At 68.7% G+C, this 17117-nt stretch carries 19 protein-coding genes; 9 read left to right on the forward strand and 10 right to left on the reverse strand.

Annotated elements, in window-relative coordinates; genetic code table 11:
- Positions 1 to 6: 6 nt before the first annotated feature.
- Complete coding sequence (locus ACFVJ5_RS06625) at positions 7 to 258, reverse strand: DUF5703 family protein (RefSeq protein WP_101467954.1); 252 nt, start codon at positions 256 to 258, stop codon at positions 7 to 9.
- The gene (locus ACFVJ5_RS06630) at positions 258 to 1265 is read right to left on the reverse strand and encodes a hypothetical protein (protein WP_379218879.1); all 1008 of its coding nucleotides are present in this window, start codon (positions 1263 to 1265) and stop codon (positions 258 to 260) included. Before ACFVJ5_RS06630 ends, ACFVJ5_RS06625 begins: the two co-directional genes overlap by 1 nt.
- A gap of 168 nt (positions 1266 to 1433) precedes the next feature.
- On the opposite strand from ACFVJ5_RS06630, the gene ACFVJ5_RS06635 reads away from it, so the two are divergent.
- From ACFVJ5_RS06635 to ACFVJ5_RS06645, 3 genes are read left to right on the forward strand one after another with little or no spacing between them, the layout of a single operon-like run.
- Positions 1434 to 1790 (forward strand): hypothetical protein, encoded by a 357-nt coding sequence (locus ACFVJ5_RS06635; RefSeq protein WP_379218880.1) that lies wholly within the window; start codon positions 1434 to 1436, stop codon positions 1788 to 1790.
- 6 nt (positions 1791 to 1796) lie between these two features.
- The gene (locus ACFVJ5_RS06640) at positions 1797 to 2330 is read left to right on the forward strand and encodes a hypothetical protein (RefSeq protein WP_379218881.1); all 534 of its coding nucleotides are present in this window, start codon (positions 1797 to 1799) and stop codon (positions 2328 to 2330) included.
- Between the two features lie 19 nt (positions 2331 to 2349).
- Positions 2350 to 4428 (forward strand): MMPL family transporter, encoded by a 2079-nt coding sequence (locus tag ACFVJ5_RS06645; RefSeq protein ID WP_379218882.1) that lies wholly within the window; start codon positions 2350 to 2352, stop codon positions 4426 to 4428.
- 5 nt (positions 4429 to 4433) lie between these two features.
- On the opposite strand, the gene ACFVJ5_RS06650 is transcribed toward ACFVJ5_RS06645, so the two are convergent.
- The 8 genes from ACFVJ5_RS06650 to ACFVJ5_RS06685 form a co-directional block, all read right to left on the reverse strand.
- On the reverse strand, positions 4434 to 5528 hold the full coding sequence (locus ACFVJ5_RS06650; RefSeq protein ID WP_379218883.1) for an asparaginase: 1095 nt from the start codon (positions 5526 to 5528) through the stop codon (positions 4434 to 4436).
- A gap of 87 nt (positions 5529 to 5615) precedes the next feature.
- Entirely contained in the window at positions 5616 to 6404 is a 789-nt protein-coding gene (locus tag ACFVJ5_RS06655; protein WP_379218884.1) for an SDR family oxidoreductase, read from the reverse strand.
- Between the two features lie 69 nt (positions 6405 to 6473).
- The gene (locus tag ACFVJ5_RS06660) at positions 6474 to 7049 is read right to left on the reverse strand and encodes a TetR/AcrR family transcriptional regulator (protein ID WP_379218885.1); all 576 of its coding nucleotides are present in this window, start codon (positions 7047 to 7049) and stop codon (positions 6474 to 6476) included.
- An 81-nt stretch (positions 7050 to 7130) separates the two neighbouring features.
- Complete coding sequence (locus ACFVJ5_RS06665; protein ID WP_378629065.1) at positions 7131 to 7463, reverse strand: VOC family protein; 333 nt, start codon at positions 7461 to 7463, stop codon at positions 7131 to 7133.
- 176 nt (positions 7464 to 7639) lie between these two features.
- Entirely contained in the window at positions 7640 to 8503 is an 864-nt protein-coding gene (locus ACFVJ5_RS06670) for a heme ABC transporter ATP-binding protein (protein WP_379218886.1), read from the reverse strand.
- Complete coding sequence (locus tag ACFVJ5_RS06675; protein WP_379218887.1) at positions 8500 to 9621, reverse strand: FecCD family ABC transporter permease; 1122 nt, start codon at positions 9619 to 9621, stop codon at positions 8500 to 8502. The genes ACFVJ5_RS06670 and ACFVJ5_RS06675 overlap by 4 nt, the downstream gene beginning before the upstream one ends.
- A gap of 31 nt (positions 9622 to 9652) precedes the next feature.
- Positions 9653 to 10666 carry a hemin ABC transporter substrate-binding protein gene (locus ACFVJ5_RS06680; RefSeq protein ID WP_379218888.1) on the reverse strand — a complete coding sequence of 338 codons (1014 nt, stop codon included), beginning with the start codon at positions 10664 to 10666 and terminating at the stop codon, positions 9653 to 9655.
- 17 nt (positions 10667 to 10683) lie between these two features.
- Entirely contained in the window at positions 10684 to 11661 is a 978-nt protein-coding gene (locus ACFVJ5_RS06685) for an aldo/keto reductase (RefSeq protein ID WP_379218889.1), read from the reverse strand.
- A 228-nt stretch (positions 11662 to 11889) separates the two neighbouring features.
- Between ACFVJ5_RS06685 and ACFVJ5_RS06690 the strand changes: the two genes are divergently transcribed.
- From ACFVJ5_RS06690 to ACFVJ5_RS06715, 6 genes are all read left to right on the forward strand, one after another.
- Positions 11890 to 12831, forward strand: a complete 942-nt coding sequence (locus ACFVJ5_RS06690) for an undecaprenyl-diphosphate phosphatase (RefSeq protein WP_379218890.1) — start codon at positions 11890 to 11892, stop codon at positions 12829 to 12831.
- Between the two features lie 32 nt (positions 12832 to 12863).
- Positions 12864 to 13580, forward strand: a complete 717-nt coding sequence (locus ACFVJ5_RS06695) for a histidine phosphatase family protein (RefSeq protein ID WP_379218891.1) — start codon at positions 12864 to 12866, stop codon at positions 13578 to 13580.
- Between the two features lie 49 nt (positions 13581 to 13629).
- Positions 13630 to 14217 (forward strand): DUF3090 domain-containing protein, encoded by a 588-nt coding sequence (locus ACFVJ5_RS06700; protein WP_056820470.1) that lies wholly within the window; start codon positions 13630 to 13632, stop codon positions 14215 to 14217.
- A 6-nt stretch (positions 14218 to 14223) separates the two neighbouring features.
- Positions 14224 to 15021: an SCO1664 family protein gene (locus tag ACFVJ5_RS06705; RefSeq protein ID WP_379218892.1), complete on the forward strand. Its 798-nt coding sequence runs from the start codon at positions 14224 to 14226 to the stop codon at positions 15019 to 15021.
- A 242-nt stretch (positions 15022 to 15263) separates the two neighbouring features.
- Positions 15264 to 16448, forward strand: a complete 1185-nt coding sequence (locus ACFVJ5_RS06710; RefSeq protein WP_379218893.1) for an alanine--tRNA ligase-related protein — start codon at positions 15264 to 15266, stop codon at positions 16446 to 16448.
- 159 nt (positions 16449 to 16607) lie between these two features.
- The gene (locus tag ACFVJ5_RS06715; RefSeq protein ID WP_379218894.1) at positions 16608 to 16973 is read left to right on the forward strand and encodes a DUF4345 domain-containing protein; all 366 of its coding nucleotides are present in this window, start codon (positions 16608 to 16610) and stop codon (positions 16971 to 16973) included.
- The last annotated feature ends 144 nt before the right edge of the window (positions 16974 to 17117 follow it).

Consider the following 17117-nt stretch of genomic DNA (forward strand, 5'->3'; position numbering starts at 1 on the left):
GTCGGCTCACAATCCGGGTTCGGGCACAGGCAGGACGGCGTTTTTGCGGCGGCGCAACAGCACCCGGCGGCTGCCGTCGGTGTAGGCGCGCACCCGGGACAACTCCCAGCCGCCGAATTCGGCCTGGATGGCCAGTCGCATCGAGGCGGTGACCCGGTTGACCTCCGGCGGCAGCCGCAGCGGCACGTATTCGTAGTCGTCGTTGCTGGTTTCCCAGCTCGGCGGTATCGCCGAGCGCGCTCTGCGAGGTGTGGCCATCACTGCCCTCTCTTCCGCTCTTGCACGCCGATCCGCTGCAGGCCATCGCCCGCGGCCGAGGCGACGAACAGGTCGCCGGTGCGTTCGTCGACGGCGATCGCGTCGGGCTGGCGCACTGTCGCGAGCCGGGCCACCTCGACACCGATGCCGGTCGACAGGTCGTAGCCGACGACCTCGTTGCTCAGCGTTGCGCTCACCCAGACCAGCTCCGACCGCGAGTCGTAAGCGAGCGCGTAAGGCGATGATGATACCGGGAAACGCTGGCGCAGTACGAGCGGACCGGCCGAGTAGACCAGCAGTTCACCGCCCGCGGTGTCGGCCACGATGATGCGCCCGTGCGGGTCGGTGATGGCGTTGGTGGCGCCGTCGCCCGCGCGCAGCATCAGGCCGAGCGCGTCCTCGCGCACCGCGACGACGGCGGTTTGCTTGCGGTCGAGCACGGTGATGTTCTCGCCGGTCACCGCGATCGCGTCGGCCGAGACGAGGCCGGTGATCGTGCGGGTGACGGTGCCGTCGGCATTCAGTTCGCGCACGGTGCCGTCGGCGGTGCCGACGACGAGTGTGCCGTCGGCGCGGGTGTGCACGCTGTGCACGTCGCCGTCGACAGCGGTCTCGGTGAGCGCGCCCGTGCCTGCGTCTACCCGCAGAACCCGGTTGGGGGCGGCGACGAGGACTTCTCCCGGCTTGCCCTGGGCCAGTGACGCGCCGGGGGCAGGCAGGGTGACCGCGCGGGAGGTTGCCGGTGCGGCGGGGTCGGTCAGCGACAGCGTGGTGCCCGCGGTATCGAGAGCGGCGAGCAGACCCGTCGAGCGTTCGGCGAGCAGCGCTGTGGTCGCGGTCGCGGCAAAGACCTGCCCGGCGGGATTCGCCGCGGCGGGCGACACCGCCGCGGTCGCCGGCGCTCTGGTCGGCACATCGCGACCGCCGTCTTCACCACTGCACCCGGTCAGTACCACCAGAACCGCCGCGCCGACCAACGCAGAGGCGACCGAGCCACGAGGGCGCATGCACCGAACTCCTTCAATCCGCACGAGGTGACTGCCTTGATCACCATCTGACCATGATGACTCACCAGTAGCTCCGACCGGGTATCTGGCGTCGGAGCTGTCGGTGACGCGCGTTACTGTTGACGTGTCGAGTAATTGATTGCCATGCAGCGGCAGGAGATCCTTACGATGACCGACCGGACACCAGCGGGTTTCGGCATCGATGACATCTCCGTCGGACCGTTCGCCCACGGCTTCGGCACCACCGACGACGGTCGACCCTTCGCCTTCCGCACCCACCGCGCCACCCTCACGGTGCAGATCTATCGCGCCGACCTGGGCGACACGGTGCCCGGATCCGACGACGTGGTGGCCCAGGCCCAGGCCCAGGTGACCGACATCGACCTCGGTGACGAACGCAGCGTCAGCGCCTTCGTGCGCGATCTGCTCCTCGACGCCGACCCTGTCGAGGCGGCCACAACCAGTGACATCTCCACAGTTCGCGCCATCCTGGGACGGATCAGTGCCGTCATTGATGGTATGTAGATGGTGATGTCTTCCACACTTTCCGCCAGGGCCGCTGCGGCCACCGCCTGCCTCACGGCCCTCGTCGCCCTCGCCGGTTGCGCGGGAACCACCGACGAGGCCTCGGTCGACGCCGCACGGTCTTCGGCCAACGCCTCCCTCGCTTCCTCCGTCGCGATCTCGGCCAGCAAGGCCACTGTGCCGCTGCCGAACGCCCAACAGCTCGACGCACAGATCAAACGCGCGCTCGACCCGAGCCTGCCCGATGTCGAACGCACCGAACTGATCGAGGACGGTGCCGCGTTCTCCGACGCCATCCCCGACATGTACAAGGCGCTACGCGACAACCCTCACGCGGTGTACGGCGTCGTCGACCCGGTGTTCGACAACCGTGACGGCACACTCACCGCGACCATGCGCCTGGACAAGGACGGTTCGGGCACCAACGTGCGCACCACCATCGTGCACTTCGTGCTGCTCGACGGTAAGTGGAAGATCTCGCGCACCGACCTGTGTGGCATCCTGCGCTCGGCCGACTACCGCACCGCCGCCTGCGGCTGAGATGCGCGAATCTCGATCCATGCGGTGGGGCAGGTTCGTCTACCGCCACCGATTCCTCGTGCTCGGCTTCTTCGTGCTGACCGTGCTGATCTCGGGATGGTTCGGTCGCGACCTCGCCGACCGCTACACCCAGGAGGGCTGGTTCGACGAGTCGAGCCAGTCGGTGGCGGCGTCCAAGCTGGCCGACGACACCTTCGGCCGCGACACCGACGGCGATCTGATCGTCATCTACACCGCCCCGCCCGGCACCACCGTCGACGATCCCGCTGTCCGCGGACCGGTGACGGCGGCACTGGCCGACCTGCGTAAGCAGTACGGTGAGTGCATCCACAAGATCGACAGCTACTGGGACAGCCCGTTCTCGGCCAATGCCTCCGACCCGACCAAACAGCACGCGTTCGCCAGCATCGGGCTGGCCGGGGGCGGCGGGACCGCGACGGTCAACAACTACCTCGCGTTGAAACCGCACCTGCACGCCGATGTCCCCGGCGCCGGCCCCGGCGGGACGACCGTGCAGCTGGCGGGGCTGCAGCCGGTGGTCGAGGGCATCAATATCGGGATGCAGCACGACATCAAGCGCGCCGAGATCATCGCCCTGCCGATCGTGGCGATCCTGCTGTACTTCGTGTTCGGCGGGGTGATCGGCGCACTGCTGCCGGTGCTGATCGGTGGACTCACCATCCTCGGCACCTCCGGGATCTTGCGGGTGCTCACCGCCCAGATCGAGGTCAACGTGTTCGCCAGCGCGGTGATGACGTTGGTCGCGCTCGGGTTGGCGATCGACTACGGACTGTTCACGGTGACCCGGTTCCGGGAGGAACTCTCGGCCGGGCGCTCGGTCGAGGACGCGACCGCGCGGACTGTCGCCACCGCGGGGCGCACGGTGCTGTTCTCCGCGGCGATCATCGCCTTGAGCCTCGGCGCGCTGTTCATCTTCCCGAACGGGGTGCTGCGCTCGGTGCCCTACGGCGGCATCTCCGCGGTGATGCTGGCGGCCCTGTTGTCGGTCACCGCGCTGCCCGCCGCGTTGAGTATCGCCGGCCACCGGATCGACTGGCTGGGCTGGAAACGCTTCTCGCGCAGCAAGACCGAAGCCGAGATCGATGCCGGGTTCTTCTCCCGGCTGGCGCAGTGGGCGATGCGACGGCCGTGGGCGGTGGTCATCCCGATCGTGCTCGGACTGCTGGCGCTGAGTATTCCGTTGCGCCACATCGAGTTCGGTGGGATCAGTGAGAAGTATCTGGCTGCCGACAACCCGGCGCGGGTGGCCCAGGAGGACTTCGATCACCTGTTTCCCGGTTTTCGCACCGAACCGCTGAAACTGATCGTGGTCGGCGCCTCACCCGAGCAGTTGAGCGATATCCGCTTCGAGGCCAATCAGGTTCCGGGACTGACCGGGCGGTTCGAACCCGCGGCGGCGACCAAGGACAACGTCAACGTGCTCTCCGCCGGGCTCGGTGACAAACGCGACGCCGACCGCGTGATCGACGCGCTGCGTGCGCTACCCGCCCCACCGGGCGTGCAGGTGATGGTCGCCGGTATCCCCGCGCTCGAACGCGACAGCATCAACGGGTTGATCGACGGGCTACCGCTGCTGTTGGCGATCCTGATCGCGGCGGCGCTGGCGTTGATGATCGTGGCGTTCCGGTCGGTGGTTCTCGCGGTGAAAGCCGTCGCGATGAGCGCGCTCAGCCTGGTCTCGACCCTGGGTGTGCTGACCTGGATCTTCGTGGAAGGGCACGGGTCCGGGGCATTCCAGTTCACGCCGGGACCGCTGATGTTCGCGGTGGTGGCGTTGATCGTGACGGTGATCTTCGGATTGTCCACCGACTACGAGGTGTTCCTGCTGTCGCGGATCGCCGAGAAACGGGCCGCGGGCGCCGACGCCACGGAGTCCATCCGCTACGGCGTGGCGCACACCGGCGGGGTGATCACGTCGGCGGCCGCGATCTTGATCGTGGTGACCGGCGCGTTCGGGTTCTCGGATCTGGTGCTGATGAAATACATCGCCTACGGGATGATCGTCGCCCTGATCATCGACGCCACGATCATCCGGATGGTGCTCACCCCGGCCCTGCTGAAGATCATCTGGAAATAGCAGACTCAGAACTGCTGGTTGCCGTAATCGCGGAACCAGGCCACGATCTGGTCGTGGTCGGCGGTTGCGGCCAGTGCCAGCAGGAGCAGCAGGCGTGCCTTCTTGGGCGCGAGGTCGCCGCCGCTGACGACGCCCATCTTCGGGTCGACGGTGATCGCGCCCGAGCCGTAGCCGTTGGTGGCGACCAGGGCGACGCCCTTGGTCGCCATCGCCGCGTTCGCCTGGCTCGGAGACGGAGTGCCCGCGAAGACGATGCCCTTGGCGCCCGCGGCGACGGCGGCGGTGATGGGCTCGGCGGGGGCGTCGAGGTAGCTGTGGGCGATGTCGACACGCGGGAGGGTGTCGCGGGGGATCGTGGTCAGGTCGAACGGGGTCGTCCAGCGGGCGGGGTCGTCGCAGCGTCGCACGCGGGCCGGGGCGCGTTGCAGGCGGATGCCCGCCTGGTCGATGGTGCCGAGGTCGCCGTATTCGTGGGTGGTGAAGGTGTGCACGCGGGTCGAGTCGGATTTGGTGGCGTCGCGGGCGGGCAGGATCTGTTCGTTGAGGGCGATGACCGTGCCGAAGCAGGTGGTGCGGTTGCTCGCCGCGAGGCGGATCGCGTTGTAGAGGTTGATCGGTCCGTCGCTGCCGATCGCGGTCCACGGTCGCATCGCCCCGGTCACCACCACCGGTTTCGTGCTGCGCACGGTGAGGTCGAGGAAGTAGCTCAGCTCCTCCATGGTGGCCGAACCGGTGCTGACCACGACCGAATCATGGTCTCGGAGGCGGCGTTCGACCAGCTGCGCCAAGTCGTAGAGGTCGGTGACGGTGTACTCGCCGGATCCCTTCTGCCCGAAGTCCTCGGTCGACACGGCGGCGACATCCGCGATTTCGGGGCGCAGCGAGTCGACGAGTTCGGCGATCGGGCGTGTGCCCGGCCGATAGGTTTCGAGGTCGGTGCGCCGGTCGGAGGTGCCTGCGATGGTGCCGCCGAGGCCGATCACCGCGACTCGCTGCGCGGCACCCGCCGGTGTGGGGTCCGCTGAGCCGACACCGATTCCGGCACCGGCGACGGTTCCGGCGAGCGCGATCGTGGCGGCGATTTTCGAGACTGTGGGCATGTCGCTCACGCTAGGAACGGCACATGCCCGACCACATCACTCCCGCGCGGTACCTCGATCCGATACCGAGGTACTGCGCGAGCGAGATCAGATCGTCTTGATGATGCCGCCATCGATCACCACGTCGGCGCCGAGGATGTTGGCGGCCTTGGCCGAGGCGAGGAACGCGATCAGCGCGGCGACCTCGTCGGCCTCGGAGATCCGGCGCGAGGCGATGTCGAACTGTTCGGGCAGCGCCTCGAGTAGCTGCTCGCGGGAAATGCCCTGGGCGGCAGCCAGTTTCGCACCGATGCGGTGTTCGTCGCGCCAGATCCTGGTGCCGACGGGGCCGGGGGAGACGGTGTTGACCCGCACGCCCTGCGGACCGAACTCCTCGCTGAGTCGTTTGCCGAGGGAGGTGAGTGCGGCTTTGGCTTCGCTGTAGCCGGTGGGGCCCACCGCGGGCAGGTGCGCGTTGATGGACGAGACGTTGATGATGGTGCCGCGGCGATCGAGCAGGCTGGGCAGTGCCGCGCGGGTGGCCCGGATCGCGCTGAACAGGTTGATATCGAGGAAGTGGTGCCATTGGTCGTCGGTGGTGTCGAGGAATCCGGCCAGCGTGAGCCGATCAGGGTCGCCGCCGCCGACATTGTTGACCAGGATGTCGATGCCGCCGAGTTCCTCCAGCGCGGTGTCGATGACCGTGGTGACGCCCTGCGCAGTCCCCAGATCGGCGGCGACCGTCGCGGCCGCGACCTTGTCGAGCTCGGGAGTGATCGTGCGTGCGGCGCCGACGACGCGCACGCCCTCCGCGGCGAGTGTTTCGGCGACGGCGAGACCGATGCCGCGGGAGGCTCCGGTGACGACGGCGGTCTTTCCGGTGAGTTCGAGATCCATGCTCGTACCTTTCTTGAACTGCAGGTCAATAATTAGGGCATGCGGAAAATGCGTGCGGGAGTAGGGGTTTCACAGGGTGGTCAGTGCTACGTCGATGAGGCGGTAGAGCTGGGGGGCATCGTTGGTCTTCGCCATGAGGCGCAGGCCCGCGCTGGTGGTGAACAACAGGGCCGCAATCGAATTCGGGTCCACCTCGCGGTCGACGTCGCCGTCGCGGCGGCCCTGGTCGATCCGGGCGGCCAGCGTGGCGACGATGCGTTGTTCGATCCCGCGCAACGTTGTGGTGGCCGCCGCGTCGTGGCCGCCGAGTTCTGCCGCGGTGTTGACGGCGAGGCAGCCGCGTCGGGTCGGGGAGGCCATGTCGAGATCGACTGCGGCGCGCAGGTATTCGCGCAGGCACTCCCGGGTGGTTCCCGGCCGGGACATGTAGTCCTCGGCCATGGCCACGCCGAGTCGGCCGTAGCGGTCGAGAACGACGTCGAACAGCGCGCGTTTGCTGCCGAAGGTGTTGTACAGGCTGCCTTTTCCGATGCCGGTTGCTTCGGCGAGCTGTGCGGGGGAGGTGTTGGCGTAGCCGTGGGTCCAGAACTGGTCCATCGCGCGGTCCAGGACCGTGTCGGTGTCGAAGTTCTGGGGCCTGGCCATGTCTCGACGGTAGACGTTCTATACCTGTAGGTCAATAACTCGGGCGAAAGACCGTGGCCGCGCGTGCCACGATCTCGTGCGCTACTTGCCGATGATGCCGAAAGCGTTGCCGTCGGTGTCTTCCAGGACGCAGATGCGGGCGCCGGGGCTGACCTCGCGCGGGGCGGTCCGTTCGGTCGCGCCCGCGGCGATCGCCGCCGCTCTGGCCTTGTCGACATCGTCGACTCCGGCGAAGGCCACCGGGCCCGCCGCGACGTCACCGCTGGGGTCGAGGCCGATCTGGACGTCGCCGACTGCCCAGCCGACGTAGTACGGCTCGTCGGTGTGGGGTTCGCCGTAGAGGGTGGTGTAGACGGCTTTCGTCGCGGCCAGATCGGATACGGGGATGACGACGCTGGCGATGGTGGGGCTCATCGGATCTCCTCTTGCGATAGGAGCGAGCCACGTTCGCGAGCGACGAGTGGACCGATCGTCGTTGCGATGGTGACCGCGATGGACGAATGACCTCGGCGCCCAGCCTACTCAGCCCCGCTCGGCCCTCCGTCGCCGCCGAAGCCCGCGTGTCGAGGAGTGTTTGCGCAACGGTTGCCTCAGGTGCGTCCGCGTTCGGGCAAGACCAGTTGGGCGCCGGTGCTCGGGTGATCGAAGACGTCGACGGGGTGGTGGTAGACGGTGGTGAGCAGTTCGCGGGTGAGGATCTCGCGTGGGTGGCCGTCGGCGGCGACGCGGCCCCCGTCCAGGACCGTGACCCGGTCGGCGTAGGCGGCGGCCACCCCGAGGTCGTGGACCACGACGACCACGGCGGCGCCGTCGGCGGCACGAGTGGCCGCCAAGCGCAGGACGGCTTCCTGGTGACCGAGGTCGAGGGCGGCGGTCGGTTCGTCCAGCAGCAGGGTGGCGGTGTCCTGAGCCAGAACGCGAGCCAGGGCCACCCGGGCGCGCTCGCCGCCCGACAACGACGGGAACACGCGCGTGGCGAGGTGGGTGACGTCGGTGGCGGCCAGTGCCGCGGTGATGAGGGCGTCGTCGTTGTCGGCGGCCGGAGTGTGCAGCCACGGGGCACGGCCCATGGCGACGACCTCACGGGCGGTGAACGGGAAGCCGACGGCGTGGGATTGGGGCAGGACGGCGCGGCGGCGGGCCATATCGGCGGGGGTCCAGTGCGAGAGCGCGTGGCCTTCGAGTTTCACCGCGCCGGCGCTGGGGTCCAGTTCGCCGGCGAGGGCGGCGAGCAGGCTGGATTTGCCCGCACCGTTCGGGCCGACGAGCGCGACGATTTCCCCGGCCGCGACCTGGAAGTCGACCTCTTCGAGGACGGTACGGGTGCCCCGCTGGACGGTGAGCCCGGTGGCGCGCAGGGTGACGGTGCCGAGCTCCGGGCGCGCGGGCACGTCGGGGGTTCGTGCGAACAGCGAACGCCAGGAGGCGCGGCGTTCGCGGGTGGTGTCGGTCATCCCCAGCCTCCCGCGCGGGCACGGGTGCGGCGCAGCAGCCAGAAGAAGAACGGGCCGCCGATCAGGGAGGTGAGCATGCCCAGTGGCAGGTCCGCGTTGTGGACCAGCGTGCGGGCGGCGACGTCGGCGCCGAGCAGCACCACCGCGCCCACGATCGCGCTGAGCGGGACGAGCACCCGGTGGCCGGGGCCGACCATCATGCGCACCAGGTGCGGCACGATCAGCCCCACGAACAAGATGATGCCGCTGAACGCGACGCCTGCCGCGGTGAGCACGGCGACCACCACGATCACCTGCCTGCGCAGCCGCTCCACGTCGACACCGAGGTGGCGGGCCGCGGAATCGCCGAGCGCGAGCAGATCCAGGCGTGGTGCGATGAGGATCGCGGCGAGGATGCCGACCGAGGCCAGCGCCGCCACAATCGCCACCGATTGCCAGGTGGCGCCGTTGAGGCTGCCGAGCTGCCAGAACACGATCTGATCCCGCGCGGCGGGGCTGGCGACGAACAGCAGCAGCGCGATCAACCCGCCGGCGAAGGCGTTGATCGCGACGCCGGTGAGGATCAGCGTCACCACCTCGGTGCGCCCGTTCGATCTCGACAGCACATAGACCAGGGCGGTGGTGATCAACCCGGCGACGAAGGCGGCGGCCGCCACCGACCACGCGGCGACGAACGCGCCGCCGACCACGATCACCGTGCCCGCTCCGACCGCCGCACCGGCCGAGACCCCGATGACGCCGGGTTCGGCGAGCGGATTGGCGAACACCCCCTGCAACAACGCACCCGCTGTCGCCAGGCAAGCCCCGACCAGGACGGCGAGGGCCACCCGAGGAAACCGCACCTCCCACAGCGTCACCTCACCGGCCGGATGCGCGGGCACGGGCCCGATGTCCAGGCCGATCCGGTGCGCCACACTGCCGAGCACCTCGGCGGCGGTCGTGGGGACCTGCCCGAGCACCGCCGAGACCAGCGCCAGCACGAGCAGGGCGAGCAACGCCACCGCGAACACAACGGTCACGCGCGTGCCCCGGTGCCCCGTGGGCGGCAGGGGATCGGGGGTGGCGTCGGTGATCCGCGGGGTGTCCGCGGCTTTGGTCAGGTCGGGAACTTCGCTCATGCGGGGTCCGCCCGGCACGACTGCTGAGCGCTCATGCCGATTTGCCGTAGACGGCGTCGGACAGCGCGGAGACCACGCGGCCGGTGTTGGGACCGAAACTGAGGATCACCGCGTCGGACATGTCGACCACGCGTCGATTGCGGCCCGCCGGAGTCTGGGCGATGCCGGGCACCTTCTCCAGTCCCTCGACCCCGCCCAGCGATTTCAGCCCGTCCGACATCACCAGCAACACATCGGGGGCGGCGGCGATCATCGCCTCGCTGGTGATGGACACGAACGGTTCGTTCACCCCGGAGGCGGTGCCCGCGTCCACGCCACCGATTGCGGAAATCAGCGAATCAGCGCCCGAGCCGCGCCCGGCGATCATGGTGATCGCGGCGCTGCGCAGGTACAGGAAGGCGATCTTGGGCTGTGGATCCTGCTGGGGCACGCGGGCGGTCGCGGCGGTGATCTCGTCGTGGGTGCGCGCGCCGAGCTGCTTGCCCGCTTCGGGAACGCCCAGCGCGGTGGCCACCGCCTCGATCTGCGGGACGACACCGTCCATGCTGCGATCGGGGTCGAAGTAGACGACGGTCACTCCGGCCGCGCGGAGCTGCTCACGCACGGCCGGGGCCGCGCTGGTGGTGTCGGTGAGGAACACCGACGGGCGCAGGTTCAGGACCGCTTCGACGCTGAGGCTGCCGTTGCCACCGGCCACATTGGGCACGGACGCGACGGCGGGGAACGACGCCGAGGTGCTGCGACCGACGAGGTTCGCGCCCAGGCCGAGGGCCCACACGGTTTGGGCGAGGGTGCCGTACCGGTCGACGGCGATGATCCGCGAGGTGTCGGCGATCGTCACGTCGGTGCCGTCATGGGACTTCACCGTCACCGGCAACCGCGGACTCGGCGCGGGTCCGATCGGCACGGGGTCGAGGTCGGCGAGCTGGGCTGTCACCGGCCCACCGGAATTGGCAGTCGATGCAGAATTGCTTCCGGTGCAAGCGACGGCGCCGGTCAGCACCGTCGCCGCGAGCATCGCCGTCAGCACACCACGCAGTTTCATGTAGGTAAGGCTAGCCATCATTCGGAACGGGCGCTCACATCGTCCAGTGCCGCCGCGATCGCCCGCGGCAACTCGAGGGTTTCGGCGGCCAGCACACCGGTGAGCTGACCGATATCGCGGGCACCGACGATCATGCTCGCGATGCCCGGCCGGTCCCGGATCCAGGCCAGCGCCACCGCCAACGGTGACGTGCCCAGCCCGTCGGCGGCGGTGACCAGCGCGTCGACCACTCTGGTCGCGCGATCGTCGTCGAGCCTGCGCCGGATCTCGGCCGCGGTCGCCTCGTCGGCACCTCGCGAATCCGCGGGGACACCGTCGCGATACTTGCCGGTCAGGATTCCACCCGCCAGCGGCGCCGACGCGATGACGCCGACCCCGTGGTGGCGGGCGGCGGGAATCACATCGTTCTCGGTGCCACGCGCGAGCAGCGAATACGGCGTCTGCGCGGCGCTGATCGGCGCGATCGCGGCCAGACTCGCCAACTGCCACGCCGCGAAGCCACGCACCCCCGCGTACCGGGTGCGGCCGGTCCGCACCGCGGTCTCGAGGGTCGCCGCGACCTCATCGAGCGGGGTGTACGGATCCCAGGCGGCGATGCTCCAGATGTCGAGATGGTCGGTGCCCAGTTCGAGCAGGGTCCGATCGAGTTGTTTGAGCAGCGTGCGTCGCGACGCATCGACCACCGGGCCCATCGCCGCGGGGGCGGGCACCGAGTCGCCGACTCCGGCGCCGGGTGCGTGCATCACCACACCCGCGCTGCCGCTGAGCACCAATTCGTCACGCGACACCAAGTCGCCGAGCAGGTCCGCCAGGATCCGCTGCGCCGCCCCCTCGCCGTAGACGGGCGAGAGGTCGACGAGCGTGCCACCGGCCTCGGTGAACGCCGCCAACTGCACCGATGCCTCGTCGGCATCGGTATGTGTCCCCCAGGTATGGGTCGCCAACCCGATTCGCGACACCCGAAGTCCGCTGCGTCCCACCGTTCGCTGTTCCATCACCGCGCCCGCGCATTCGTCACGGCGACAGCCTAATGCGCGCACCACCGCTGCCTCGCTCGGCGACCCGTGCCACGGCGCGGCAGAACTCGATCTCGGCGACGGGCGGGCGACGACCGACCGCGCCGACGGGTAGGGTCGCTGCGAGATCGTGGCGGTCAGAGCCACAGGTGAAGGAAAAGCCCAGGAGGACGCCGTCTTTCGGGCGCGAGTCAGCAGGAGGACGTGTTGGGCGAGTCGATGACCTGGTTCCAGGCATTGGTACTCGGATTGGTGCAGGGACTCACCGAGTTCCTGCCGATCTCGTCCTCGGCGCACCTGCGCATCGTGTCGGGCGTGTTCTTCGGTGACGACGCGGGCGCGTCGTTCACCGCGGTCACCCAGCTCGGCACCGAGGCAGCGGTGCTGGTGTACTTCGCCAAGGACATCTGGCGCATCCTCGTCGCCTGGTTCACCACGCTCGGGATGCGCTGGCGCGAACGGTCCCAGCGCGAGGTCGCGGTGGGCGACCGGGTCACCACGAAGCTGCCGGTGATGGACCGCAGTGCCCGTGACGCGCACGAACGCGACACCCAGCGCGAACTCGACTACCGCATCGGCTGGTACGTGATCATCGCCACCATCCCGATCGGGGTGTTGGGTTACCTGTTCAAGGACGAGATCCGCACCGGGGCCCGCAACTTGTGGTTGGTCTCGTTCATGCTGGTCGCGTTCGCGCTGGTGATCGCCGCGGGCGAGTACTTCGGCAAGAAGGAACGTCCGATCGAACAGCTCACGACCCGTGACGGCATCCTCATGGGCCTGGCGCAATGCCTCGCGCTGATTCCCGGCGTGTCCCGCTCCGGCGCCACCTCCACCGCGGGTCTGTTCCTGGGCCTGGAGCGTGAAGCGGCCGTGCGGTTCTCGTTCCTGCTGGCCATCCCGGCGGTGACGGCGTCGGGCCTGTTCAGCCTGCCCGACGCGTTCGAACCGGCAGGTGAGGGCCTCAATGCCAGTGGGGCGCAGTTGCTGGTCGCCACCGTGGTGGCGTTCGTCGTCGGGTACGCCTCGGTGGCGTGGTTGCTGAAGTTCGTCGGCAAGCATTCGTTCTACTGGTTCGTCGGCTACCGGATCATCCTCGGTGTCACGATGCTGGGCCTGCTGGCCGCCGGCGTCGTCTCCGCCACCTGATCCCGACACCGACCCATGGTTAGGCTGGTCCCATGACGGTGATCCTGCTCCGGCACGGAGTGTCCACCTCCAACACCGCGCGCACCCTCGCGGGCCGCGCCCCCGGTGTCGAACTCACCGAGCGCGGCACCGAACAGGCCGCCGCGGTGGCCGACCGGCTCGCGATGCTGCCGATCGAACACATCGCCAGCTCCCCGCTGCTGCGCTGTCAGCGCACCGTGGCGCCGCTGGCCGAGAAACTCGGTCTCGAACCCGACCACGACGAACGCCTCATCGAGGTCGACTACGGCGACTGGACCGGGCGCCCGATCGCCGAACTGGTCACCGAACCGCTGTGGCGGGTCGTGCAGGGCCACGCCTCGGGCGCGGTGTTCCCCGGTGGGGAAGGACTGGCCCAGGTCCAGCAGCGCGCGGTCGCCGCGATCCGCGATATCGAACGCACCCTGGCCGAGAAAGCGGGCCGGGATGTGCTGTGGGTGGCGTGCGCGCACGGCGACGTCATCAAATCGATCCTGGCCGACGCTCTGGGCCTGCACCTGGACAGCTTTCAGCGGATCGCGGTGGAACCGGCCTCGATCAGCGTCGTCCGCTACAGCCCGCACGGGCCGTCGGTGTGGAAGTTCAACGACACCGGCGCCGATCTTTCCGCGCTGGCCGCGGCCGCACCGACGACACCGACACCCGGTGGAGAGGTGCCGACGGCCACGAACGCGGATAATGGGAACGCGGGGCACCGCGATTCTCCTTAGAGGAGTGTGTTCGTGAGTGTCGATCAGGGTCACGTATCAGGAGGTGCATGTGTCACGCGCAATCCATGTATTTCGCACCCCCGATCGTTTCGTCGCCGGGACCGTCGGTGAACCGGGCGATCGTTCGTTCTACCTGCAGGCTGTGCAGGAGCCGCTGGTGGTGAGTGTGCTGCTGGAGAAGCAGCAGGTGAAGGTGCTCGCCGACCGGATGGGTCTGCTGCTCGACGAGGTAGCGCGCCGCTTCGGCGCCGAGGTACCACCCGAAGGGGAGGACGTGCGCGATGTCGCGCCGCTGGTCACCCCCATCGACACCGAATTCCGGGTCGGCACCATGGGTCTGGGCTGGGATTCCGATGCCAACGCCGTGGTGGTCGAGTTGCTCGCGATCACCGAGACCGAGGTCGACGAATCGGTGGTGCTCGACGACACCGACGAGGGCCCCGACGCGGTGCGGGTGTTCCTGACCCCCATCCAGGCACGCGAGTTCGCGTTGCGGTCGGCGCGGGTGATCGCGGCGGGCCGTCCTCCGTGCCCGCTGTGCGGAGAACCGCTGTCCTCGCGCGGGCACATGTGTGTGCGCACCAACGGGTACAAGCGCGGCGAGATCTTCGGCGCTGCCGAGCTCGAAGAGGAGTGATCTCCTGTGCCGGTGCTCACCGAAGGTGACCTCGACATCGTCGGGCAGATCGGCGTCGCCAGCAACCTCACGCTGGTGTGTGAGATCGCCGCACCCGAACCCGACGGTGCCCCGCTGCGGGTGGTGTACAAGCCGGTGCGGGGTGAACGGCCGCTGTGGGACTTTCCCGACGGCACCCTCGCGGGCCGCGAAGTCGCGTCGTATCTGATCTCCGAACACCTCGGCTGGGGTGTGATCCCCGAAACGGTGCTGCGCGACGGGCCGTTGGGCCCGGGCATGGTGCAGCGCTGGGTCACCTCGGTCGACAACCGCACCGACGCCCGTCAGCGCCTCGACCTGGTCGACCTGTGCACGCCGGGAACCGTGCCCGAGGGATTCTGCGAAGTGCTGCGCGCGCTCGACGAGCAGGGCAACGAGGTCTCGCTCATCCACGCCGACGACCCGCGCCTGCAACGGATGGCGGTGCTGGATCTGTTGCTCAACAACGCCGATCGCAAAGGCGGGCACGCGCTCGAAGGTGTCGACGGGCAGGTCTACGGCGTCGACCACGGCATCTGCCTGCACACCGAACCGAAACTGCGCACCGTGCTGTGGGGCTGGGCGGGGCGACCGGTGCACGAGTCACTGATCCCCGACATCACCACCTTCGCCGCGAATCTGCCCGGCGCCGTGGCCGATTCGCTGGCCATCCACATCACCGACGCCGAGATCACCGCCCTCACCGAACGGGCGAAGGCGTTGCTGGACCACCCGGTGATGCCGATCCCCAACTCCTCGCGCCCGATCCCCTGGCCCGCGTTCTGACAGCAGGTCCGGCGCCGATAATCGGTCGTGCTCCGCCCGGCCCGGTTGCTACCGTTGCCGCCATGAAGGTCGATTCACGAATCGCTGCCGCGACCGCACGAGCTCTCAGCTCGCCGGTCGCTGCCGCCTGACCTTCTCTCCCACGCCGGCGACCGGAAACGGTCCGCTGGCGTGCGTCGGTCCTGTCGCCGTTCGTCATGGTGGCCGCTTCCGGTCGATGTCACATCGATGGAGCAACCACCATGATCACCACAGACCAGACCGTTCAGACCTTCCTCGACTACTTCCGCGAACGCGGGCACGAACTCACACCGGACGGTTCACTCATACCCTCGCCGGGGGATCCGGTGCTGTTCACCAGCTCCGGGATGCACCCGTTGACCCCGCATCTGATGGGTCGGCCCCACCCGCTGGGTCGGCGACTCACCGGCTCGCAACGCTGCTTGCGCACCACCGATCTCGACGAGGTCGGTGACGACACCCATCTCACCGTGTTCGAGATGCTCGGATCGTGGTCACTGGGCGACTACAGCGGCCCGCAGAGCCTGCGGTGGGGTGTGGAACTGCTGCGCGACGGCTTCGGCATCGACCCGAACCGGATGCACGTCACGGTGTTCGGCGGTGACGACCACGTCGAGCCCGACCACGAATCGTGGCGCACCTGGGACGAGCTGGGTCTGCCGGTCGAACCGACCACCGACGAGAACTGGTGGTCCAACGGCCCGACCGGACTGTGCGGGCCCGACTCCGAGATCTTCGTCTGGACCGGCGGCGACATGCCGCAGGGCACACCGATGACCGATGACCGGTGGGTGGAGGTGTGGAATCACGTCATGATGCGCTACCTGCGCCACCCCGACGGCAGCCTCGAATCGATGCGACGGCCCTGCGTCGACACCGGTCTGGGGTTGGAACGGCTGGTGCGAATCCTGCGCAACACACAGTCCGTCTTCGAGATCGACCTGTTCGAGCCCTGGCTGAGCACCCTGCCCCGAATCTGGGGCCCGCTCGACGATCGGTCGCTGCGAGTGCTGTCGGACCATCTGCGATCGAGCATCGTCATCCTCGGCGACCGGGTCACGCCGTCCCCGTCCGGCCGTGGTCACATCCTGCGGCGTTTGATCCGCCGCACCCTCACCACGTTGTGGCGCGAGGATCCGACCCGCACCCTGACCGACCTGCCGATCGAGCTGGTGGACCACACCCTCGGGCACTTCCGGCAATCCGTGCGCTCCCAGGACGTGCGCACCCTGCTGGTCGAGGAGGAACACAAATTCGATCTGCTGCTCCAGCGCGGGCGAAAGATCTTGTCCCATCGCCGTTTCAGCGGACCCTTGACGGACGTCGACTACCACTACCTGCACGACACGCACGGTCTGCCCCGCGATCTCGTGGTGTATCTGACCACCGAAGCCGGGGTCGGTTGAGCGAGACTCTCGATCTTTCTCGGCGGTAGCAGGTTTTCGGAAGCGCAAGGGTCGGACCGGGTGTGAGGATCGCCGGACATCGATGTGAGGAGAAGAGATGCGACAACATGCTGGTCCGGCTCGGCCGGGTGCGCAGGGGTGCCTGGTCGGGGGAAGCCGATGAGAACCGTCGTGCTGAGTCTTGTCGCGGTGCTGTTCGCGGGGATGGGGTTGTACGCGCTGGCCGTCCCTGCCGCGCTGGCACGCCCGTTCGGGATGTCGGTGGCGACGGCGGTGAGCCGGGCCGAGATTCGCGCGGTGTACGGCGGTTTCGGGCTGGCCGTCGCCGGGGTGCTGTTCTGGTCGGCGTTCGGTGCCGACGATCTACGGTCCGGGGCTGCGCTGACCGTGGGTTTCGCGCTGGCCGGGATGGCGGGTGGTCGCATCATCTCGCGACTGGTCGACAGCGGGACGCGCTTCTATCCGAACTGGTTCTACTGCCTGATCGAACTCGGGGGCGCCGCGCTCGTGCTCGGTGTCGCCTGAGCTCCCCGTGTACGACGCGTCTGCTGCGATGATCTCGACCATGACGGTCGACTCGGGCGCCCACGCTCACCGGAGCGAGCGCACCGCGGTGATGAACGCGATCGTCGACGAGCCCGCCGGACACACCGGCGCCGCCGAGCTGGC

Origin of the sequence: Nocardia sp. NPDC127606 (assembly GCF_042671725.1) — a bacterium.
In the GTDB taxonomy this organism is placed as follows: domain Bacteria; phylum Actinomycetota; class Actinomycetes; order Mycobacteriales; family Mycobacteriaceae; genus Nocardia.

What these genes read in the sequence shown, in the direction of transcription:
- ACFVJ5_RS06650 (WP_379218883.1), bottom strand. Translation starts at nt 5,528, where the DNA reads ATGCCCACAGTCTCGAAAATCGCCGCCACGATCGCGCTCGCCGGAACC.
- ACFVJ5_RS06695 (WP_379218891.1), top strand. Translation starts at nt 12,864, where the DNA reads ATGACGGTGATCCTGCTCCGGCACGGAGTGTCCACCTCCAACACCGCG.
- ACFVJ5_RS06635 (WP_379218880.1), top strand. Translation starts at nt 1,434, where the DNA reads ATGACCGACCGGACACCAGCGGGTTTCGGCATCGATGACATCTCCGTC.
- ACFVJ5_RS06670 (WP_379218886.1), bottom strand. Translation starts at nt 8,503, where the DNA reads ATGACCGACACCACCCGCGAACGCCGCGCCTCCTGGCGTTCGCTGTTC.
- ACFVJ5_RS06710 (WP_379218893.1), top strand. Translation starts at nt 15,264, where the DNA reads ATGATCACCACAGACCAGACCGTTCAGACCTTCCTCGACTACTTCCGC.
- ACFVJ5_RS06715 (WP_379218894.1), top strand. Translation starts at nt 16,608, where the DNA reads ATGAGAACCGTCGTGCTGAGTCTTGTCGCGGTGCTGTTCGCGGGGATG.
- ACFVJ5_RS06665 (WP_378629065.1), bottom strand. Translation starts at nt 7,463, where the DNA reads ATGAGCCCCACCATCGCCAGCGTCGTCATCCCCGTATCCGATCTGGCC.
- ACFVJ5_RS06630 (WP_379218879.1), bottom strand. Translation starts at nt 1,265, where the DNA reads ATGCGCCCTCGTGGCTCGGTCGCCTCTGCGTTGGTCGGCGCGGCGGTT.
- ACFVJ5_RS06655 (WP_379218884.1), bottom strand. Translation starts at nt 6,404, where the DNA reads ATGGATCTCGAACTCACCGGAAAGACCGCCGTCGTCACCGGAGCCTCC.
- ACFVJ5_RS06645 (WP_379218882.1), top strand. Translation starts at nt 2,350, where the DNA reads ATGCGGTGGGGCAGGTTCGTCTACCGCCACCGATTCCTCGTGCTCGGC.
- ACFVJ5_RS06625 (WP_101467954.1), bottom strand. Translation starts at nt 258, where the DNA reads ATGGCCACACCTCGCAGAGCGCGCTCGGCGATACCGCCGAGCTGGGAA.
- ACFVJ5_RS06675 (WP_379218887.1), bottom strand. Translation starts at nt 9,621, where the DNA reads ATGAGCGAAGTTCCCGACCTGACCAAAGCCGCGGACACCCCGCGGATC.
- ACFVJ5_RS06640 (WP_379218881.1), top strand. Translation starts at nt 1,797, where the DNA reads ATGTCTTCCACACTTTCCGCCAGGGCCGCTGCGGCCACCGCCTGCCTC.
- ACFVJ5_RS06680 (WP_379218888.1), bottom strand. Translation starts at nt 10,666, where the DNA reads ATGAAACTGCGTGGTGTGCTGACGGCGATGCTCGCGGCGACGGTGCTG.
- ACFVJ5_RS06660 (WP_379218885.1), bottom strand. Translation starts at nt 7,049, where the DNA reads ATGGCCAGGCCCCAGAACTTCGACACCGACACGGTCCTGGACCGCGCG.
- ACFVJ5_RS06685 (WP_379218889.1), bottom strand. Translation starts at nt 11,661, where the DNA reads ATGGAACAGCGAACGGTGGGACGCAGCGGACTTCGGGTGTCGCGAATC.